This is a genomic window from Neobacillus sp. PS3-12, from assembly GCF_030915385.1.
In the GTDB taxonomy this organism is placed as follows: domain Bacteria; phylum Bacillota; class Bacilli; order Bacillales; family Cytobacillaceae; genus JAEVLT01.
On the sequence record NZ_CP133268.1, the window covers coordinates 1,104,325 to 1,122,301 of the forward strand.

The 17,977-nt window shown below is 39.6% G+C and carries 17 protein-coding genes; 2 read left to right on the forward strand and 15 right to left on the reverse strand.

Features of this window, described 5'->3' with window-relative positions:
• Positions 1-192: 192 nt before the first annotated feature.
• The 4 genes from RCG17_RS05790 to RCG17_RS05805 all read right to left on the reverse strand — a co-directional run bounded on the left by RCG17_RS05790 (position 193) and on the right by RCG17_RS05805 (position 5,997).
• Positions 193-705 carry an adenine phosphoribosyltransferase gene (locus RCG17_RS05790; RefSeq protein ID WP_308174296.1) on the reverse strand — a complete coding sequence of 171 codons (513 nt, stop codon included), beginning with the start codon at positions 703-705 and terminating at the stop codon, positions 193-195.
• Positions 696-3,062 carry a single-stranded-DNA-specific exonuclease RecJ gene (recJ, locus tag RCG17_RS05795; protein WP_308174297.1) on the reverse strand — a complete coding sequence of 789 codons (2,367 nt, stop codon included), beginning with the start codon at positions 3,060-3,062 and terminating at the stop codon, positions 696-698. The genes RCG17_RS05790 and recJ overlap by 10 nt, the downstream gene beginning before the upstream one ends.
• Before the next feature lie 262 nt (positions 3,063-3,324).
• Entirely contained in the window at positions 3,325-5,586 is a 2,262-nt protein-coding gene (gene secDF, locus RCG17_RS05800; protein WP_308174298.1) for a protein translocase subunit SecDF, read from the reverse strand.
• A gap of 114 nt (positions 5,587-5,700) precedes the next feature.
• Positions 5,701-5,997 (reverse strand): post-transcriptional regulator, encoded by a 297-nt coding sequence (locus tag RCG17_RS05805; RefSeq protein WP_308174299.1) that lies wholly within the window; start codon positions 5,995-5,997, stop codon positions 5,701-5,703.
• Between the two features lie 127 nt (positions 5,998-6,124).
• On the opposite strand from RCG17_RS05805, the gene spoVB reads away from it, so the two are divergent.
• The gene (gene spoVB / locus RCG17_RS05810; RefSeq protein ID WP_308174300.1) at positions 6,125-7,687 is read left to right on the forward strand and encodes a stage V sporulation protein B; all 1,563 of its coding nucleotides are present in this window, start codon (positions 6,125-6,127) and stop codon (positions 7,685-7,687) included.
• 35 nt (positions 7,688-7,722) lie between these two features.
• Here the strand turns inward: spoVB and RCG17_RS05815 are convergent, their stop codons facing one another.
• Positions 7,723-8,379, reverse strand: a complete 657-nt coding sequence (locus tag RCG17_RS05815; protein WP_308174301.1) for a DUF421 domain-containing protein — start codon at positions 8,377-8,379, stop codon at positions 7,723-7,725.
• Between the two features lie 202 nt (positions 8,380-8,581).
• Between RCG17_RS05815 and RCG17_RS05820 the strand changes: the two genes are divergently transcribed.
• Complete coding sequence (locus RCG17_RS05820; RefSeq protein ID WP_308175774.1) at positions 8,582-8,971, forward strand: TIGR04086 family membrane protein; 390 nt, start codon at positions 8,582-8,584, stop codon at positions 8,969-8,971.
• A gap of 39 nt (positions 8,972-9,010) precedes the next feature.
• On the opposite strand, the gene yajC is transcribed toward RCG17_RS05820, so the two are convergent.
• The 10 genes from yajC to safA form a co-directional block, all read right to left on the reverse strand.
• Positions 9,011-9,322: a preprotein translocase subunit YajC gene (yajC, locus tag RCG17_RS05825; RefSeq protein ID WP_308174302.1), complete on the reverse strand. Its 312-nt coding sequence runs from the start codon at positions 9,320-9,322 to the stop codon at positions 9,011-9,013.
• A 22-nt stretch (positions 9,323-9,344) separates the two neighbouring features.
• Positions 9,345-10,484 carry a tRNA guanosine(34) transglycosylase Tgt gene (tgt, locus tag RCG17_RS05830; protein ID WP_308174303.1) on the reverse strand — a complete coding sequence of 380 codons (1,140 nt, stop codon included), beginning with the start codon at positions 10,482-10,484 and terminating at the stop codon, positions 9,345-9,347.
• 115 nt (positions 10,485-10,599) lie between these two features.
• Positions 10,600-11,628: a tRNA preQ1(34) S-adenosylmethionine ribosyltransferase-isomerase QueA gene (gene queA, locus RCG17_RS05835; protein WP_308174304.1), complete on the reverse strand. Its 1,029-nt coding sequence runs from the start codon at positions 11,626-11,628 to the stop codon at positions 10,600-10,602.
• 74 nt (positions 11,629-11,702) lie between these two features.
• Positions 11,703-11,909 (reverse strand): DUF2905 domain-containing protein, encoded by a 207-nt coding sequence (locus RCG17_RS05840; protein WP_308174305.1) that lies wholly within the window; start codon positions 11,907-11,909, stop codon positions 11,703-11,705.
• On the reverse strand, positions 11,906-12,907 hold the full coding sequence (gene ruvB, locus RCG17_RS05845) for a Holliday junction branch migration DNA helicase RuvB (RefSeq protein WP_308174306.1): 1,002 nt from the start codon (positions 12,905-12,907) through the stop codon (positions 11,906-11,908). Before ruvB ends, RCG17_RS05840 begins: the two co-directional genes overlap by 4 nt.
• 11 nt (positions 12,908-12,918) lie before the next feature.
• On the reverse strand, positions 12,919-13,527 hold the full coding sequence (ruvA, locus tag RCG17_RS05850; protein WP_308174307.1) for a Holliday junction branch migration protein RuvA: 609 nt from the start codon (positions 13,525-13,527) through the stop codon (positions 12,919-12,921).
• Positions 13,528-13,801: 274 nt separating this feature from the next.
• Complete coding sequence (locus RCG17_RS05855; RefSeq protein ID WP_374120898.1) at positions 13,802-14,320, reverse strand: BofC C-terminal domain-containing protein; 519 nt, start codon at positions 14,318-14,320, stop codon at positions 13,802-13,804.
• Between the two features lie 145 nt (positions 14,321-14,465).
• Complete coding sequence (locus RCG17_RS05860; protein WP_308174308.1) at positions 14,466-15,131, reverse strand: YhcN/YlaJ family sporulation lipoprotein; 666 nt, start codon at positions 15,129-15,131, stop codon at positions 14,466-14,468.
• A 105-nt stretch (positions 15,132-15,236) separates the two neighbouring features.
• Positions 15,237-16,253 carry a phosphotransferase gene (locus RCG17_RS05865; RefSeq protein ID WP_308174309.1) on the reverse strand — a complete coding sequence of 339 codons (1,017 nt, stop codon included), beginning with the start codon at positions 16,251-16,253 and terminating at the stop codon, positions 15,237-15,239.
• On the reverse strand, positions 16,207-17,874 hold the full coding sequence (gene safA / locus RCG17_RS05870; protein WP_308174310.1) for a SafA/ExsA family spore coat assembly protein: 1,668 nt from the start codon (positions 17,872-17,874) through the stop codon (positions 16,207-16,209). Before safA ends, RCG17_RS05865 begins: the two co-directional genes overlap by 47 nt.
• Positions 17,875-17,977: the final 103 nt, after the last annotated feature.

Here is a 17,977-nt window from a genome sequence, read left to right on the forward strand (position 1 = left end):
TTTCATTTCGAAGAAGGTACTTTTTAGTTATGTTTTTAAAATTAGAATCATTGTTATTATTATCGAAAAAAATTGCCGAGATGTAAAGGGATTACCTCTTTTTTTGCACGATTATTACGGATTGGTAAAAAATTCATTATATTTTGTTTAAAAAATGAGAGCACTCTGCCTGAGTGCCCTCACTTGGCTATTCTAGTATTCCATCAATGTTAAGACATCATAGCCATTAAGGTTTTTTCTGCCTTCTAAGTGGGTTAGTTCGATTAAGAAAGCAATACCGACAACGATTCCGCCTAATTCCTCAACCAATTGAATTGTGGCTCCAATGGTCCCTCCCGTTGCTAATAAATCATCGATAATAAGTACCCGCTGCCCAGGCTTGATCGCATCTTTATGAATGGTTAAAACATCTGATCCATATTCCAAGCCATAGTTAACTTTAATTGTTTCACGAGGAAGCTTTCCTTCCTTACGTACGGGAGCAAAACCAATTCCAAGGGAATATGCCACAGGGCAGCCAATAATAAAGCCGCGTGCTTCAGGGCCTACAATCAAATCTACCTGTTTTTCCTTGGCATAATTAACAATCTGGTCGGTGGCATATTTATATGCATCACCATTATCCATCAAGGTAGTAATATCTAAAAATTTAATTCCTGGTTTTGGCCAGTCAGGCACAGTTGTTATATACTTTTTCAAGTCCATTCTTTTATTGCCTCCTCATTCGTCACTGACTCGTCCAGGTATTGATTGAACCAGTTTTTCAATTGCTGAAAGGAAGAAAACAGCAATTCACTTTCAAGAGAGCATTGTTCCTGTTTTAATCGATATGTCCTTGAGTCAGTTAAATCGCGCTTTAGCGCTTGCTTTGTTAAAGTAATCAGTCCATTGTTTATTGTAACAAAATCCAATTCAGAAAACACCCTTGACATAAAGAAAATCGTTTCTCTTGTCCAGCCGCGTTTTTTGGCAATAGCATCACCATATTTTGTCAAATTTATCGTTCCCTGCTTCAAAAGAAAGGCATAATACCATTTAAAATGATCCCTTGTTGGAATTGTGCTTAAGAAATCACTTGATTTTTTTAGAAAACAGGCATAAATCCGAGCAGGATTTTTACCTTTGATCAACTTCCCTATGGTCTCCTCTGAAGAAGGAAGGTCTACAAAAACAATATTTGCCTGGGCAATATTCATTAATTCAGCCTGTTCCTTCGTATCAATTAGAAATGTCTCATTAGGTTCGAGAGAGGATATAAATTTTTCATAATGTTCCTTATCGAAAAAGATCCATTTCCGATTTTCTTTCGGCACCATCGAACGAAGGTTCTTTAGCCGACTCCCGCCTCGATAATCAAATAACTGCCATGACTTTACCGTCACATCATGAATAAATATTTGCGGTTTCCGAATATTATTCCATTCGTTTATGGTTAGTTCACCAATTAAGGATATCTTTTCAACCGGTGAAATCTGATCAGCTAAAGAACCCAGGCCAAACCCAACGCCATCAAGGTTTGCACCCTTTTCCTCGATTGTGAGCTTCAAATGAGTAGAATCGCTCCCGATTTTTTTCATGTTCGCAATATGGACACTGTCTACCAAAACTTTTGGCTTTGGATTGTCCACCCCAAAAGGGGATAGAAGGTTTATTTGATCGAGTGTTCCTATATTAATCGAATCTAACTTGATTTCAGAATCAAGCCATGTAATCGGAATATAATCTTCCTTAGTCAATTGTTCACTTGCGAGTTTATTTAGACGAGAACGAAGCTCTGCTACATCATCTATTTTTAAGGTCATACCTGCAGCCATCGGGTGACCGCCAAAGTGTGGCAGCAATTCACGACAAAAGGACAAGTTTTTAAAAAGGTCAAACCCTGCTATACTGCGCGCCGATCCTTTTGCTAATCCTTTTTCCATATCAAAGTTTAAAACAATCACTGGACGATAGAATTTTTCCACCAGTCGGGAAGCGACAATCCCGATAACCCCAGGATTCCATCCTTCTCTCCCAATAACAAGCACGTTATTCTGGTCGACAGGAAAGTTGCTTTCCACTTCTTCAATAGCCTCGGTTGTGATTGCATTTACGATTGTTTGCCTTGCTTTATTTAGGCTTTCCATTTCTGCCGCTAGATCCTGTGCTTCCTCAGGGTCGTCTGTCAATAACAGTCTAACTGCAAGGTCTGCATCTTCAAGGCGGCCGACTGCATTAATTCTTGGCGCAAGGGTAAAACCAATCGTTTCTTCCGTTACCGTCTTTTGGTCTACACCAGCTTGTTTAAAAATTGCTTTAAGACCAATATTTTTAGTCGTTTTAAGTTTTTCTAACCCTTTTTTAACGATTAACCGATTTTCTCCTGTTAAGGAAACTAAATCAGAAACTGTGCCGATGACGGCTATTTCCAATAAATGCTCTGGAACCTTTCCATAGAGGGCATGGGCCAGCTTAAAAGCAACGCCAACACCAGCCAGTTCACGAAAGGGATATGTGCTTGTCGGTAGTTTAGGATGGATAATTGCCAATGCTTCCGGCAATTCTGGACCTGGTTCATGGTGGTCTGTAATAATCAAATCCATCCCCAGCTCCTTCGCTACATTTGCTTCGTGAACGGCAGCAACGCCGGTATCGACCGTTATAATTAATTTAATTCCTATTTCTGCTGCATGGCGAAAAGCTACTTCATTGGGACCATAGCCTTCTCTAAAGCGATTTGGAATATAAAAATCAACATTTGCACCTAGATCTTTTAACGTTATCATTAACACCGTTGTACTGCTAACCCCATCCCCGTCATAATCACCAAAAATGAGGATTGGCTCTTGATTTTTTATGGCTTCCTTGATTCGATTTACAGCTTGATCCATTCCTTTAAATAAAAAAGGATCATGGAATTGATCATTTTCAAATAAAAAATACCGTGCAGAATCAACGGTATCAAAGCCACGGTTGACAAGGATTGAAGCAACAAGAGGTGTTATTTTCAAATCATTTACAAGTGTTTCAACTTTTTGTTCGTCGGACGTGCGTACTTTCCATCTGGTTTTTGACTTTAACATACGTTCACCCCTTAACTTTTTTATTATACAGGAGGGAATCTAGCCTTTCAAATAATCGGAAATTTCATAAAAATAATACTGTGTTAAACATAGCTGTTGATTTCCACTCCAAGCACTTGCTTTCCGCGGGCGTGCCGGTGAGCCTCCTCGGCGCTTTTGGCGCCTGTGGGGTCTCACCTCCCCCGTACTCCCGCAGGAGTCAAGTGCCTTCCGTTCCAATCAACTGTTCTTAAAAAAGAAAAAACCGCAGAAAAATCTGCGGTTAGACTTGTGGTTGGTCAGAGTATTTTTTCTTTTCTTTAACCGTTCTGATAACGCCTTTCTTTTTCAGCTCTTTCCCTTTCATGACTACCCATAGTGAGGCAGCTATGAAGATGGAGGAATATACCCCAACTAAGAGTCCAACAAGCAAGGCAATTGAGAAGTTTCGGATAGCTGGGCTTCCAAAAATCAACAATGATAGAACCGTAATCAATACCATTAACACTGTATTTAAAGATCGTGTTAGTGTTTGATGAATACTTACATTGACAACATCACAGATATCTTGGAAAGTTTTAAGACGTTTTTTCTTATACATATTTTCACGCATACGGTCAAAGGTAACGATCGTATCATGGATCGAATATCCAACGATTGTAAGGACTGCTGCAATAAAGTTTAAATCTACTTCCAATCTTGTAATACTGAAAAATGCAACCATAAAGAATGCATCGTGCAGCATCGCAATTATTGCCGCTAACGCCATAAACAGTTCAAATCGTAAGGTTACATAAAGAATGATAATAACCGAAGCAATCAAAAGGGCACTAATAGCATTTTTCGCCAATTCTTTACCAATTGTCGGTGAAACAGTACTTACATTTGGTTCAGAACCATATTCCTGTTTAAACTTTGTTTTTAAATTGGCAATTTGATCTTTTGATAAGACACCCTTCAAACGTGCTGCGCCAATATCATTGTTCTTGCCACCAAGTGTAATATCATCTGTTTTTAAATTCAACTTTTCAAATGAATTCTTTATTTGCTGCGTTGTAACAGATTTGTTTGATAAAACTTCAACACGTGTACCACTTGTAAAATCAATGGCTAGATTCAAGCGGAATACAATGAGAACAATTAAACCAAGGACCAAAAGAGTACCAGAAATAGTAAAAAATGTCTTTCTATGTTTTACAAAATCAATTTTATCAAATTTAGTTGGCAAATCGAGCGTATCTACGTTTTCCTCAAGTTTGTGAATTTCAGACCGTTTTACGCCAAACCAGGTTTGTCTCTTGTTTAAGTATTTGCTGTGAACCCATAGTCCAAGTAAAGCCCGTGAACCATAAACAGCCGTTAAAAAGCTTAAGACTACGCTCAAGATGAGCATTGTTGCGAAACCTTTTACGGAACTTGTCCCGAAATAGAATAAAACAGCCGCCGTTAAAATAGTATTTAAGTTAGAATCGAGAATCGCTGTAAAGGCATTCTTTTCACCTGCCTGGAAAGCCGATTTAATCGATTTACCAACTTTAATTTCCTCTTTTATTCGTTCGTAGGTGATAATATTGGCATCAACAGCCATACCAACCCCGAGTATTAAGGCCGCAATTCCCGGCAAGGTCAGTACAGCTCCCATCCAGTGGAAGATCAATAGGATTAAATAAATATAAATACTTAAGGAAACAACAGCGATAAAACCAGGGAAACGATAGTAAACAAGCATGAATAAATAGATAATAATAATACCAAGAAGACCGGCAATAACTGTATCTTTTAATGCCTGTTGACCAAATTTTGCACCGACAGATGTAGAGTAAACTTCCTTCAATTGAACCGGAAGTGCCCCTGCATTTAATAGGGAAGCCAAGTCCTGAGCTTCTTTTGGAGTGAACTTACCAACAATTGAAACAGAATCTTGGGTAAATACTTCCTTAACGGATGGTGCTGATAAATATTTTGGATTCTTCTTCGTTACTTCATTTTTAAAGGAATCACCTTTTTTATAATCAAGCCAAATAACGAGGAAGTTGTTTGGAGCCTCGTTTAAAATTTGTTGTGTTACTTTACTGAATTTGTTGGCGCTTTTTAATTTTAACGATACACTTGGGTTTCCGCTTTCATCAAATGTTTGTTTTGCGCCGCCTTGGACTAAATCTGTTCCATCCATCATCAGTTTGTCGTTTGCATCACGGAAAGTCAAATTCGCTTCAGTTGACAAAATCTTTCGGGCCTGGTTTTGATCCGTAACACCCGCCAGCTGCACCCGAATCCGATTGTTGCCTTCAATTTGAATACTCGGCTCATTTACACCTAAAACGTTAATCCGTTTATCAAGTGCTTGAGCTGTTGCAGTCATCGCTTCTTTATCAATAATTTGTCCTTTTTTTGCAGGATGGACTTCATACAATACTTCAAAACCACCTTGCAGATCCAGTCCAAGCTTCAAATTTTTGAGAATGTTCTGAGTGGTGGTACCCATCAGACTTAATGCTAATACTAAGATCAGCAAAAAGGCGATAATTCTACTCCGTTTTACCATTATGTACAGTTCCTCCTTAGGCAAAAAGCCAAAGCCTTTAAAAACTAAAGGTCATTGTTTTCATTATGAAATAAGTTAGAATGGCTGTCAATTTCCCTTAAGAAAAATTAACAATTATTTAAGAAGTTCCTTCCATTCTTCCTCATTATCTAATGAAAACTCTGCGGCTTTATATGACTCTACTGTTGCATAGTTCATGTAATCACTTACTTTTACGGAAAAAATATCCTGAATAGCTTGATGTAATTTCATCTCTTCCTTCACTTTTTTCCATTTCTTTTTAAGTAGATATTCCCATAGTTGCGGTTCTGAAATGTCCCTATACCCTAGGATCTGGAATTCCTCAAGTTTACTTTGTAACGCTGGTCCAACCTGATTTCGCAAATATTCATAGTTATTATTTATTTCCATAATATTTACCTCCCCCGCTAATGAAAATCAACTAATCAAAATTCAGCTCCTTGTCATGCTTTGTCCACCCCGTTGCATATAGTTAATTGTATATGAATTCTCCTTTTTTGAGAAGGTGGGAAGTTGGATGTCTAAGTTTTTAAAAGGAACTTTTATTTTATTAGTAGCAGGGCTAATCACTAGGGTTCTGGGATTTATCAACCGAATTGTTATCGCCAGAAGTATCGGCGAAGAGGGTGTTGGATTGTATATGATGGCTTTTCCAACTTTTATTCTTGTTGTTACCATTACACAATTGGGCCTTCCTGTTGCGATCAGTAAAAATATTGCTGAGGCAGAGGCAAAGGGAAATCAAGCAGAAATTAAAAAAATTCTTGTTGTCTCACTTGCAACTACCCTAGGTTTGTCAATACTTTTTACACCTGCTCTGATCTTTTTGGCACCCTATTTAGCCAAATCGCTATTTACTGACCCCAGAACCTATTATCCATTGATCGCAATCTCACCAGTTGTACCGATAATTGCTGTTTCCTCCGTACTGCGCGGGTATTTTCAAGGAAGACAAAACATGCGGCCCGCAGCGAACTCACAAATTTTTGAACAAGTGGTTCGCATTACCTTAATTGCCGTTTTGACCAAAACATTTCTGCCTTATGGCATTGAATACGCTGCTGCAGCTGCGATGTTCTCTTCAGTTATTGGTGAGCTTTTTTCCTTAATTTATTTAATGACAACCTTTAAGCTAAAAAAACGATTTAAGGTTCGCAAAAACTTTTTCAAATCCATTCATGCAGGAAAACAAACATTTAAAGATTTAATGGAAATTGCTATTCCTACTACAGGGAGCAGGCTGATCGGATCTGTATCATGGTTTTTTGAGCCGATTGTTGTGGCACATAGCTTGGCCCTTGCTGGTGTGACTGCAGTGGCTGCAACAAAGCAATATGGTGCATTGACGGGATATGCCTTACCATTATTAATGCTCCCATCATTTGTCACCTATTCATTGGCAACTTCCCTTGTACCAGCGATTAGCGAAGCGAACTCGAGAAATAATCATCAATTAATTGAATACCGCTTGCAGCAAGCACTTCGATTTGCCTTTTTAACGGGTGGACTAGCTGTTATCGTTCTTTACGTATTAGCCGATCCACTGATGCAGCTTATGTACAATTCGACCAAGGGGGCTTATTTTATTCGCGTAATGGCTCCATTTTTTCTCTTTTATTATTACCAAGGTCCCTTGCAGGCAGTTCTGCAGGCTCTAAATCTAGCCAGAGCGGCAATGATCAATAGTTTGATAGGGGCAATCGTCAAAACGGCAGTCATCTTTTTGCTTGCTTCACAGCCTTCCTTTGGAATAACAGGTGCAGCTTTAGGAATAATGGTTGGTTTTGTTTTAGTAACCGTTTTACACTTCGCAACCGTGTTAAAAAGGATTCCTTTTTCTTTCTATATTTATGATTACCTAAAAGGCTTTTTGGCCATGGGTGTATCTGGATTGCTTGGCTATTGGTTATTTTCCAACACCCTTTTAGCCGAACATCTGGTTATTCGAGTACTATCATCGGTAGGTGGCATGAGTCTTTCTTATATTATTTTACTTAATATGTTCGCTCTTTTGAAAAAAGAAGATTTAAAACGAGTCCCTTATATAGGGAACTTCCTCGCAAAATTATGTTTATGGTAATCGAAAAAGAGGATGAAAACGTCCATGCATCCTCTTTACGATTCATCCATGACATCAATAAAGAACTTTCCATTTTCAAAACTGCAAAAAGAAATTTTTTTTATATCTTGATATCCCAGCTTTCTTAACTCCTGCCGAAGCCAAAGATTCGTTTTACCCATGCGTGTTAAATGATCTTCGTTAATAACTCCGTCAATGATTAAGGGAATGGTGATATCACCTTCATTCTGATCTGGTTTTTTCTCTTTTTCAAAGACTGATAACTTCCCTGAAGCCTCTAGAATGGCAAATTCAACATCTGAAATTCTGCGGATATCCTTTTCCCTTAATTGCATTAATAAATCATCGAAATTGTACCGTTGGTTCCGCATTGCCTTTTCATCGATCTTACCCTGCTTAATGATCAACGTTGGTGTGCCATCCACAAAATCCCTAAACCGCTTGCTCTTTAGTGAAATGACGGCAAATAAGATTTGAATGAACATTAACAATAACATTGGAAAAATGGTATGCATTATTGGATCTTTTGTATCTTCGATTCCGACTACTGCCATCTCCGCAATCATGATAAACACGACCAAATCAAGGATGCTTAATTCACCAATTTCCCTTTTACCCATTACGCGAAAAATGACGAGAATTAAAATATAAAGCATAATCGTTCGAAAAAGTATAATGATTTGTTCGTCCATTTTTGGTCGCCCCTTTTCAACCTCTATTTTTTATCAAATCATGCAAAAAGATAAACGGAATTTTATTCCATTATCAGTCAAAAAGTCATTCTATTTATTGGACTTGGTGAATACGCTTGTACTAGGAACGAAACTGTTTATCGTTGCCACGTCAATCAGTTTGGAGCTATTGCCTTAAGGCATTGGAAAGGGGAGAACGAAGATCGAAACGAAAAGTTTTGGTACCGCCGTATTATACGGCATCATTTTTATTTTTCTATTTGCCGCCATTAGCAGCCTTATTATTTCCCTCATTTTAAGATTCACAACTGTTCGTGAGGGATCACTTCAATACTTGACCACTGCCCTATCCTTTATTGGGCTGTTCGGCGGCGGATTCTTATCAGGTGGAAAAAGAAAGCAAAAGGGCTGGTTAATTGGGGGACTAACAGGGTTAGTATACACTCTCATTATCTTCTTATTTCAATATTTAGGGTATGATCGTTTATTTAACCTCGAACAGCTTATTTATTATATCTGTTATACACTAATCTCGATGATGGGTGGTATTTTAGGGGTTAATTTGTCGGGAGGCAATTCTAGAACTGCATAAAAAAAGGAAGCCAAACTTGGCTTCCTTTTCTTTTCATGATTAATCTTGCTTTTCTAATTTAACTTCTTTTGCTGAAGCTGCCTTTTCTGGAGCAGCCTCTATTACTTCACGAATGGCAGAACGCTCATAAGTAAGACGGCTACCATCGCCGCATTTAATGACTGCTTTATTGTCATCGATAGAATCGATAAAACCATGCAATCCGCCAATTGTAACGATTTTATCACCTTTTTTAAGGCTGCTTTGCATTGATTGCACTGATTTTTGCTTCTTCTGCTGCGGACGGATTAATAAGAAGTAAAACAAAACAAACATTATAATCAGTGGTGCAATTGTTCCTAAGTTTCCCAAGTTGTTTCCCTCCTTTCATCTATTAAAAATTCTTTGCGTCTGGCTTATTGAAGCCATAACGTTCAAAAAATTCTTCTCTGAAATCACCAAGCCTGTCTTCTCTAATAGCTTGTCTGACTTGCTCCATTAATTTTAGCAGAAAATAGAGATTATGGTAAGTCGTTAATCGAATTCCAAATGTTTCGTCACATCGAATTAAATGGCGGATATAAGCCCTGCTATAATTTCGGCATGTATAGCAATCACAATGTTCATCGATTGGACGAAAATCGTGGGCAAATTTTGCATTCTTCACCACAAGTCTTCCTTCGCTTGTCATAAGTGTTCCATTTCTAGCAATTCGCGTTGGCAATACACAATCAAACATGTCAATGCCACGAATAGCACCATCAATTAAGGAATCCGGTGAACCTACTCCCATTAAATAACGAGGTTTATTTGTAGGAAGTAATGGAGTTGTAAATTCGAGAACCCGATTCATGATTTCTTTTGGCTCTCCAACGGATAATCCACCAACAGCATAGCCAGGAAAATCAAGCGAAACAAGGTCGCTTGCGCTTAGTTTGCGAAGCTCTTCGTACTCTCCTCCTTGAATAATGCCAAAGATCCCTTGATCTTCGGGGCGCTGATGTGCTTTTAAACAGCGTTCAGCCCAGCGTGAAGTTCTTTCCACTGATTTTTTCATGTATTCAAATGTAGCAGGATAGGGAGGGCATTCGTCGAATGCCATCATAATGTCCGAGCCAAGGGCATTTTGGATTTCGATCGCTTTTTCAGGAGATAAAAATAACTTATCTCCGTTTAAGTGATTGCGAAAATGAACGCCTTCCTCTTCAATCTTTCGAAATTCACTTAAACTAAAAACTTGAAATCCTCCGGAATCGGTTAAAATGGCACGGTCCCAATTCATAAATTTATGTAGTCCGCCAGCCTCTTTTACAATTTCATGGCCTGGACGGAGCCATAAATGATATGTATTACTTAATATTATTCCCGCTCCCATTGTTTTTAAATCCTCTGGAGCCATTGTTTTAACAGTAGCTAAGGTTCCTACAGGCATAAATGCTGGGGTATCAAATGAACCGTGGGGAGTATGGACTCTCCCTAATCTTGCTCCTGTTTGTTTACAGGTTTTTATAAATTCATAACGTATGGCAGTCAAAAAACTGTCTCCTTCCATTCAGTTGTATCTTTTGGCTGTGTTAAATTAGTCTGTTGATTTGCGCTCCAATCAACAGGGTTAAAAAACCATCAATGTTTTTTAACCCAGCCGTTCCTTAAATTATCAACATGGCGTCGCCAAAGCTGAAAAAGCGGTAGCGTTCGTTAACCGCCGTTTGATAGGCATTTAAAATATGGTCCCGTCCTGCCAGGGCACTAACTAACATTATAAGCGTCGATTTTGGTAAATGGAAGTTGGTGATTAATCCATCAATTGCTTTCCATTCGTAGCCAGGGTAAATAAAGATATTGGTCCACCCGCTTGCTTCGATAAAACGCCCATCATTTTTAGATGCGATCGTTTCAAGCGTCCTTGTAGAAGTTGTCCCGACGCTGATAATTCTGCCCCCTGAATTCTTGACATCATTTAGCAGATTTGCGGTCCCTTGCGTCATCATAAAAAATTCAGAGTGCATTTCATGTTCCAGAACATTTTCCACATTTACAGGCCGAAAGGTCCCCAGTCCCACGTGTAAAGTAATAAAAGCAATATGTACGCCCATTTCTCTAATTTCGTCTAATAGTGCTTCGGTAAAGTGAAGGCCTGCAGTTGGCGCAGCCGCAGAGCCTGGCTCGCGGGCATAAACAGTCTGATAGCGGTCCTTATCTTCAAGACGCTCTTTAATATAAGGCGGCAGCGGCATTTCCCCTAACTGATCCAATACCTCAAGAAAAATACCGTCATATTGGAATTCAAAAATCCTTCCACCGTGATCTAAAGTTTCGGTACAAACCGCTTTTAACAGTCCTTCCCCAAATTCGATTTCAGAACCTTCTTTGATTCTCTTTGCGGGTTTTACAAGGGTTTCCCATTTGTCTCCTTCAAGCTGCTTTAAAAGCAGTACTTCAATATGGGCTCCCGTATCTTTTTTTGTGCCAAACAATCGAGCAGGCAGCACCTTAGTATCGTTTAAAACAAGGCAGTCCCCTTCTTTTAAATACTCTTTAATATTTTTAAAAATCGTATGGTTGATGTCTCCCGTTTGTTTGTTTAAAACCATCAGACGGCTGTCTGAACGATTTTTCAATGGTACTTGTGCAATTAATTCTTCTGGCAAATAAAAATCAAATTCATCTAATTTCATTACTGACATCCCTTTATTAATGTTTTTCTATCTGGCATAACCCTGAAACGATTGTAATTTCAGGGTTGAGCCTTCTATCTAAATCGGCCTAAGAAATGGAATATGACCGATAGAATGATGCTGATCACAATACATGTAACGACAGGAAAATAAAAGGTTGCATTTCCTTTTTTGATCATGATATCTCCTGGAAGTTTACCAAAATGTAAAAATGGCATTAAAAGGCCAATGATAAAAATGATGGCACCAATAATCATCAGCGTCTTCGATAATCCTGTCACTCTGATGGCACCTCCATTTTGAAATGCTCATAGACTAACCTCGTAACCACTCTTCCCCTTGGTGTTCTCTGGAGAAATCCAATTTGGAGCAAATATGGCTCATAAACATCCTCAATCGTTTCTCGTTCTTCCCCAATTGTTGCCGCAATCGTATCAAGACCAACAGGACCGCCGCGGAATTTTTCAATAATTCCCTTAAGAAGCTTATGGTCAATGTGGTCAAGACCCAGTCGGTCGACTTGAAGCCGTTCCAATGCCTCATTAGCTAAGGAGAGATCAATAACCCCATTTCCTTTTACTTGAGCAAAGTCTCGGACTCTTCGGAGGAGCCGGTTGGCGATCCTTGGTGTTCCTCTTGATCTTCTCCCGATTTCGGAGGCGGACTCTTCGCTTATTTCCGTTTCAAATAATTCAGCTGTACGCTTTACAATGCTTGTCAATTGATCTACTTTATAATACTCGAGTCTCGCCAAAACTCCAAATCGATCACGGAGCGGAGCTGAAATGGCCCCTGCTCTTGTCGTAGCTCCAATTAACGTAAATGGAGGCAGATCAAGCCGTATCGAACGGGCACTTGGTCCCTTTCCGATCACAATATCCAGGCAAAAATCCTCCATTGCGGGATATAGTACCTCTTCAATGGATCTGGGCAGACGATGTATTTCGTCAATAAATAAAACATCCCCTGGCTCGAGTGCAGTAAGGATTGCAGCTAAATCACCAGGTCTTTCGATCGCAGGTCCCGATGTTGTCCGAATATTTACCCCCATCTCATTCGCAATAATCGTCGCAAGCGTTGTTTTTCCTAATCCTGGCGGTCCATATAAAAGGACATGATCTAAAGCCTCTTGTCTAAGCTTGGCTGCTTCGATAAAGATTTCTAAATTTGCTTTTACCTTATCCTGGCCAATGTATTGCTTTAGATTTTGAGGACGAAGACTTTGCTCAAGACTCATTTCACTTGGATCTGCTTGACTTGAAATAATTCTTTCTTCCATAGATGATCACCCTATTTTAAAAGCCTTTTAAGTGCATTTTTAATATATTGATCAGTCGATAAGTTTTCTTTTCTTAAATCCGGGGATATCTTCTTAATTTCCTTGTCTGAATACCCAAGTGCTTTTAATGCAAGAACTGCTTCTTCAAATGCCCCCGAACCTGCTGCTGCAGCAGCAACTTCCTCAACATTGAACAAGCTTGGAAAGAAGTCTGGAACAATATTTTGGAGCTTCCCTTTTAAATCGAGAATCATTTGTCTGGCTGTTTTTTTCCCAACTCCAGGGAATTTCACCAAAAAGCTTTCATCTTCCTGTTCAATTGCTTGAACAACTTGCCCGACTTCCCCGGAAGCAAGAATAGCTAGTGCCCCTTTTGGGCCAATGCCAGAAACACTTAATAATTTTGTAAACAGCCCTTTTTCTTCCCTCGTCTCAAAACCGTATAATGCAACGATGTCCTCTCGAACATAATGATAGATATAAACGGTAACATGTTGTTTCATTTTTCCAGAATAAATAAATGGATTCGGTGTTGAAATTTGATATCCAAGCCCATTGTTCTCTACAACAATGTACTCCGGACAAATAAACTCTACCGTTCCTTTAATAAACTCGTACAATCGGTTTCTCTCCCCCAGCCACTACCATCCAGCTAAAACGCAGCATTTGGATGAGCGTTGCCATAATTCTTGAATTTAGGTCTCAATATTACATTCTATCATATTAATCCGTACATGATGAGTAATAAAGAAAACTCGCCGATTGGCAAGCCCGAAAGGGCGAAGACAGAGGCGTAGTTGCACCTATGCGACATAAGAAAGTTTAAATTTAGGGGAAATTTATACTTTCTAATTAGCCAAGTAAAAAAACCAGGCTGATTAACCTCAGTCTGGTTTAGCTGCCATCAGTTGAATATGACTTAAATGTTTCTAATACCTTTACATAGCGATCCTTATTTTTAATCGGGATTCCATTTAGCAGTTCTTTCTGTTTACTGCTCTCAAGTTTTCCGACATCTATTTGAAAAAAAGATTGAATAATTCTTGATTGATCTGGTTTTCCATTAAATATGGTTAATACACCCTTATCAGAAATACCGAAATAGCCGTTTGTTTTTAGCAACGGGGAAATATCATTAATTTGCTTGCTAAAAACGACTTCCGACTTATCAATGTCTTTGAGCCTCCACTGATCGTATTTCGCCCAAAAGTTTTCGAGAGAAAAAATATTCTCTTGAACAATTTCCTCGCTGACTTCCCCATCAAGGTAGATTCTTTCAAGGACAATCTTCATTGCAAGAGGTTCTGACTTTTGGGTGTCCATTGCAGTGGCGGAGCCAACTATCATTATACCTGGTACCCTTCCTATAAGCATGAAGAGAATAACGGCAATTGCTGCTATGGTAGTTTGCATGAAAGCCGTCCGATTGAACCCCATGCTGATCACCTCTAATTCTAAAAAAATATATTCCTTGTTTCCGTTTATAGTTTAGCCACTTTTGCCCAGTCTATCCTTCCAAAAAATAAAAGTGGCGGCCCAATGGGTCGCCAACTTACATTCATTTCGTTCCAGCCCTAACCCCAGTTTGGTTATTTCGGTCACGGCTAAACGTTCCTTCATCTGTAATGACTGTTACTGCTCGATTATTGACATAAGGTTGTACTGCTTTTCGAATCGCTTTCTTTGTTGAAGCTGCTTTGTTTTTATCCTTTAAGTCAACAGAAATTAAAACAGATGAACCATAAACAACTGAACGCACATCTTGAACATTCTTGACGTTTTTAACCTTTTGGCGGATTCGATCTGAAATCTGTCCAAGGTTTTGGGGATCTGTTGTCGTTCCAGTATTGTTTATATTCTGTGACAGATGATCATGGTAATTGACATCACCTGTGCTAAAGCGATTGTCCTTCTTTAAAAATTGATCATTAGCAGCAAGCGGCACTGTTGGATTTGGAGGGTTTCCATTTTTATCTCGTGTTTGGAGCATGTTCTTCTTTTGGCTGTTGGATACCTGATCTTCATCACCAAGAGTATGGTCCATCATTTCCGTCAGCGGGCCATCATTATCCGAATATAGGTTGTTGCCATAATTACTTTGGTGGTTCTCATTCGAATAATATCCGATCGGGCGTGTCATATCATTTCGGTTATTTCCAGCACAACCTGATACTCCTAATAGGGAGAAGATTAAAATGGATGTGAACCAAACTTTTTTATTCAAGTGAAAAACCCCCTCGCTATCACATCATTGAGCAAAAAAATTGCTCATTTTTAGAGTGTAGCAAGAAGGGGATTTCCATCCTGTCAAAAAGGACCAATCTCCATTTTACATTTTTGCAATCAAGATTTTTATTTCCTCAACAAATTTTCTTCGTAAATGAAGCTGGTCTAAGGTTAAATCAATGACATAATCACTATAATAATGCTTTGTATATTTTTTCTCCCGCATAATTCTGTTCCATTCCCGAAAAATATCAGTAGGAAATGCTAATGCATATAAAAATGCTTTTTCCTGTGTATGCTCTCCTATTTGTTTATATTGTGAAAGCTTATCTATTGACCAATCAATGGAGGGAAGGATTCGATTAGCATATTGTAAATAATCGATACTTGACGGACCAATATGAATTAAATCAAAATCAATCAAATTCAACATCCCTGTTTCATCTCTTAGGAAGTTATGATGGGCAACATCACCATGCAAGATGACAAAAGGCTTTTTGAAAAAAAAGTCTTCATTTTCTTTCATTCCATTTAAAGACCACTCGGCCCATCCAATTAATTCATTTACAGTTTGTTCATTTAAAAAATAGGTGATTTTTGAACAATATTTCTTAAAGGTTTTTAACCGTTCAGACCATTTTTCCAGCATATTGCTATACGGTAACAGTGTTTGGTATCTAGGTACACATGAAGCTGTTACATGATGAAATTCCTCCAACAGCTTAAGCCCTGCTTTACGATCTTTATTTGAATCAAAGGTAAAGGACTTATGATGGGGGGACAAATACTCTATGCAGCCAAAAGATTCTCCTTCAAAAAACAGTGGTTCCTTCGTAATATCTTGGAAATATTGATACGTTTTATTGAACCCCTCCTGATGTAGAGTCCTTGTAAATGTCTCTTGAAGCCTTAGTTTTTTATACTTAGAGTATCCTTTCACCACATATTTTTTCGTCATTGTTCTCACAAAATAAACAGAGTCCCGAATTTGCTCCATTTTTAGGATTGGTTCATGAAATTGTTGTTTGAAATAGGAAAGGAGACGATTAAAATAATCATCCCCTCCACTCTTATTAATTCCCATTTTCATCGTATTCTTCATCGTCCCGCGGCATCCCATACGGTGCGCCACCCATCGGGCCCATTCCATAGGGATTCATAAATGGAGGATGGGCAAACTGTGATGGTGCATTATATGGTGCCATGTAAACAGGAGGAGTTGTCGGGACAAAAGGTTGTGGTGCCGGGACAGGTGCACCGCATCCACAGTCGGCTAAACCGCCTGTTGAAACTGGTAAAGGGTTATGCTGGACTGGATACGGCTGCTGCATTCCATGCTTATACATATCTGACGATTCATATTCTACATGTGGTGCATAGCCCATTTGCTGTGGATACCCATAAGTCATTTGTCCATATGGATTCATCATTGCAGGGTTTCCATACCCAGGACCCATAGCAGGATTTCCATACCCAGGACCCATAGCAGGGTTTCCATACCCAGGATCCATAGCAGGATTTCCATATACATTTCGAGGAGGCTGTTGTACTGCAAATTCTCCTGGATAGCCTCCTTGCGGATAACCGGTTGGCGGTGTCATTGGATAGCCTGGGTAGCCCTCCTGCATTTGTGGGGAACCACCTCCTGGGTAGCCTTCCTGCATTTGCGGGTAACCACCTCCTGGGTAGCCTTCCTGCATTTGCGGGTGACCACCTCCTGGGTAGCCTTCCTGCATTTGCGGGTGACCACCACCCGGATAGCCTCCTTGCGGATAGCCTTGGTATCCTGGGTAGCCTCCTTGCATTTCCGCATACCCCGAATAAGCTCCTGGCACGTAGCCGTCAGTTACTGGAACTCCTTGAAATGGTGCAGCTGGATATCCTGGAGAAACTTGACCTCCAAATCCTGCACCCTGTGGCATATATCCAGGTTGAACAGGAAAACCAGTTGGCGGTACAGGAGCCGTCATAGGTCCCGGATTCATCATTGGCATATTTGGCATAAAGGCTGAAGATGATTCATCTTCAAAATGGGTTGGCATAAAGCCGGCACCACCTACAGGCGGGGCAACCCCTGGTACAGGAGGAACCATTCCAGGATCCATCATCGGCATTGGACCTGCAGAAGGAAATGTCATTCCTCCCCCCATTGGAAAACCTAATGGCGGACAAAATCCTGGACCTGGCATTACAGGTGTTACTGGCACGCATTCAGGTTCACATATTGGTTGTTCCATTGGCGGGCATTCAATTGGCGCTTGAACAACAGGTGCCGGAGCTGGTGGCGGAACAACTGGAACTTCTTTTTTCGGAACTTCCTTCACCACTGGTTGTGGCGGTGGTTGGACAGTCATACTCTGCATATTCATCATATAATAATTATTTATGTCAATTTCGGGAATTACTGGAGTAGGCATTTTAGGAACGTAAGGCGCTTTAGGTGCTTCTTTGATTGGTGCTTCCTTAATTGGGGCTTGAACAATTGGCACTGGTTTTGGCTGCTCTTTAGCATACGGATGCTCAGCAATTGGCATTTCCTTTTTTATTCCTGGATTATGACTTGAATGCCCCTCTTTCTTTACGTGTCCGCCTGCTGTTGGGACTTTCACTTTCATTCCGGGCATAATCATATCAGGGTTGCTGAGCTGCGAATTCATCTTTTTCAGCTCTTCAAAATTCACGCCGTACTTCTTGGCGATCTTCCAAAGAGTATCCCCTTTCTGTACGATATGGATCTTCACTCTGTTTTCCCTCCTATGGCATAAGTCCATATAGTGTATGTGAGAATGGGCAAAGTGCTAATATACTTCAAAAAAACTTATGCCTATATTTAGGAAATTATGA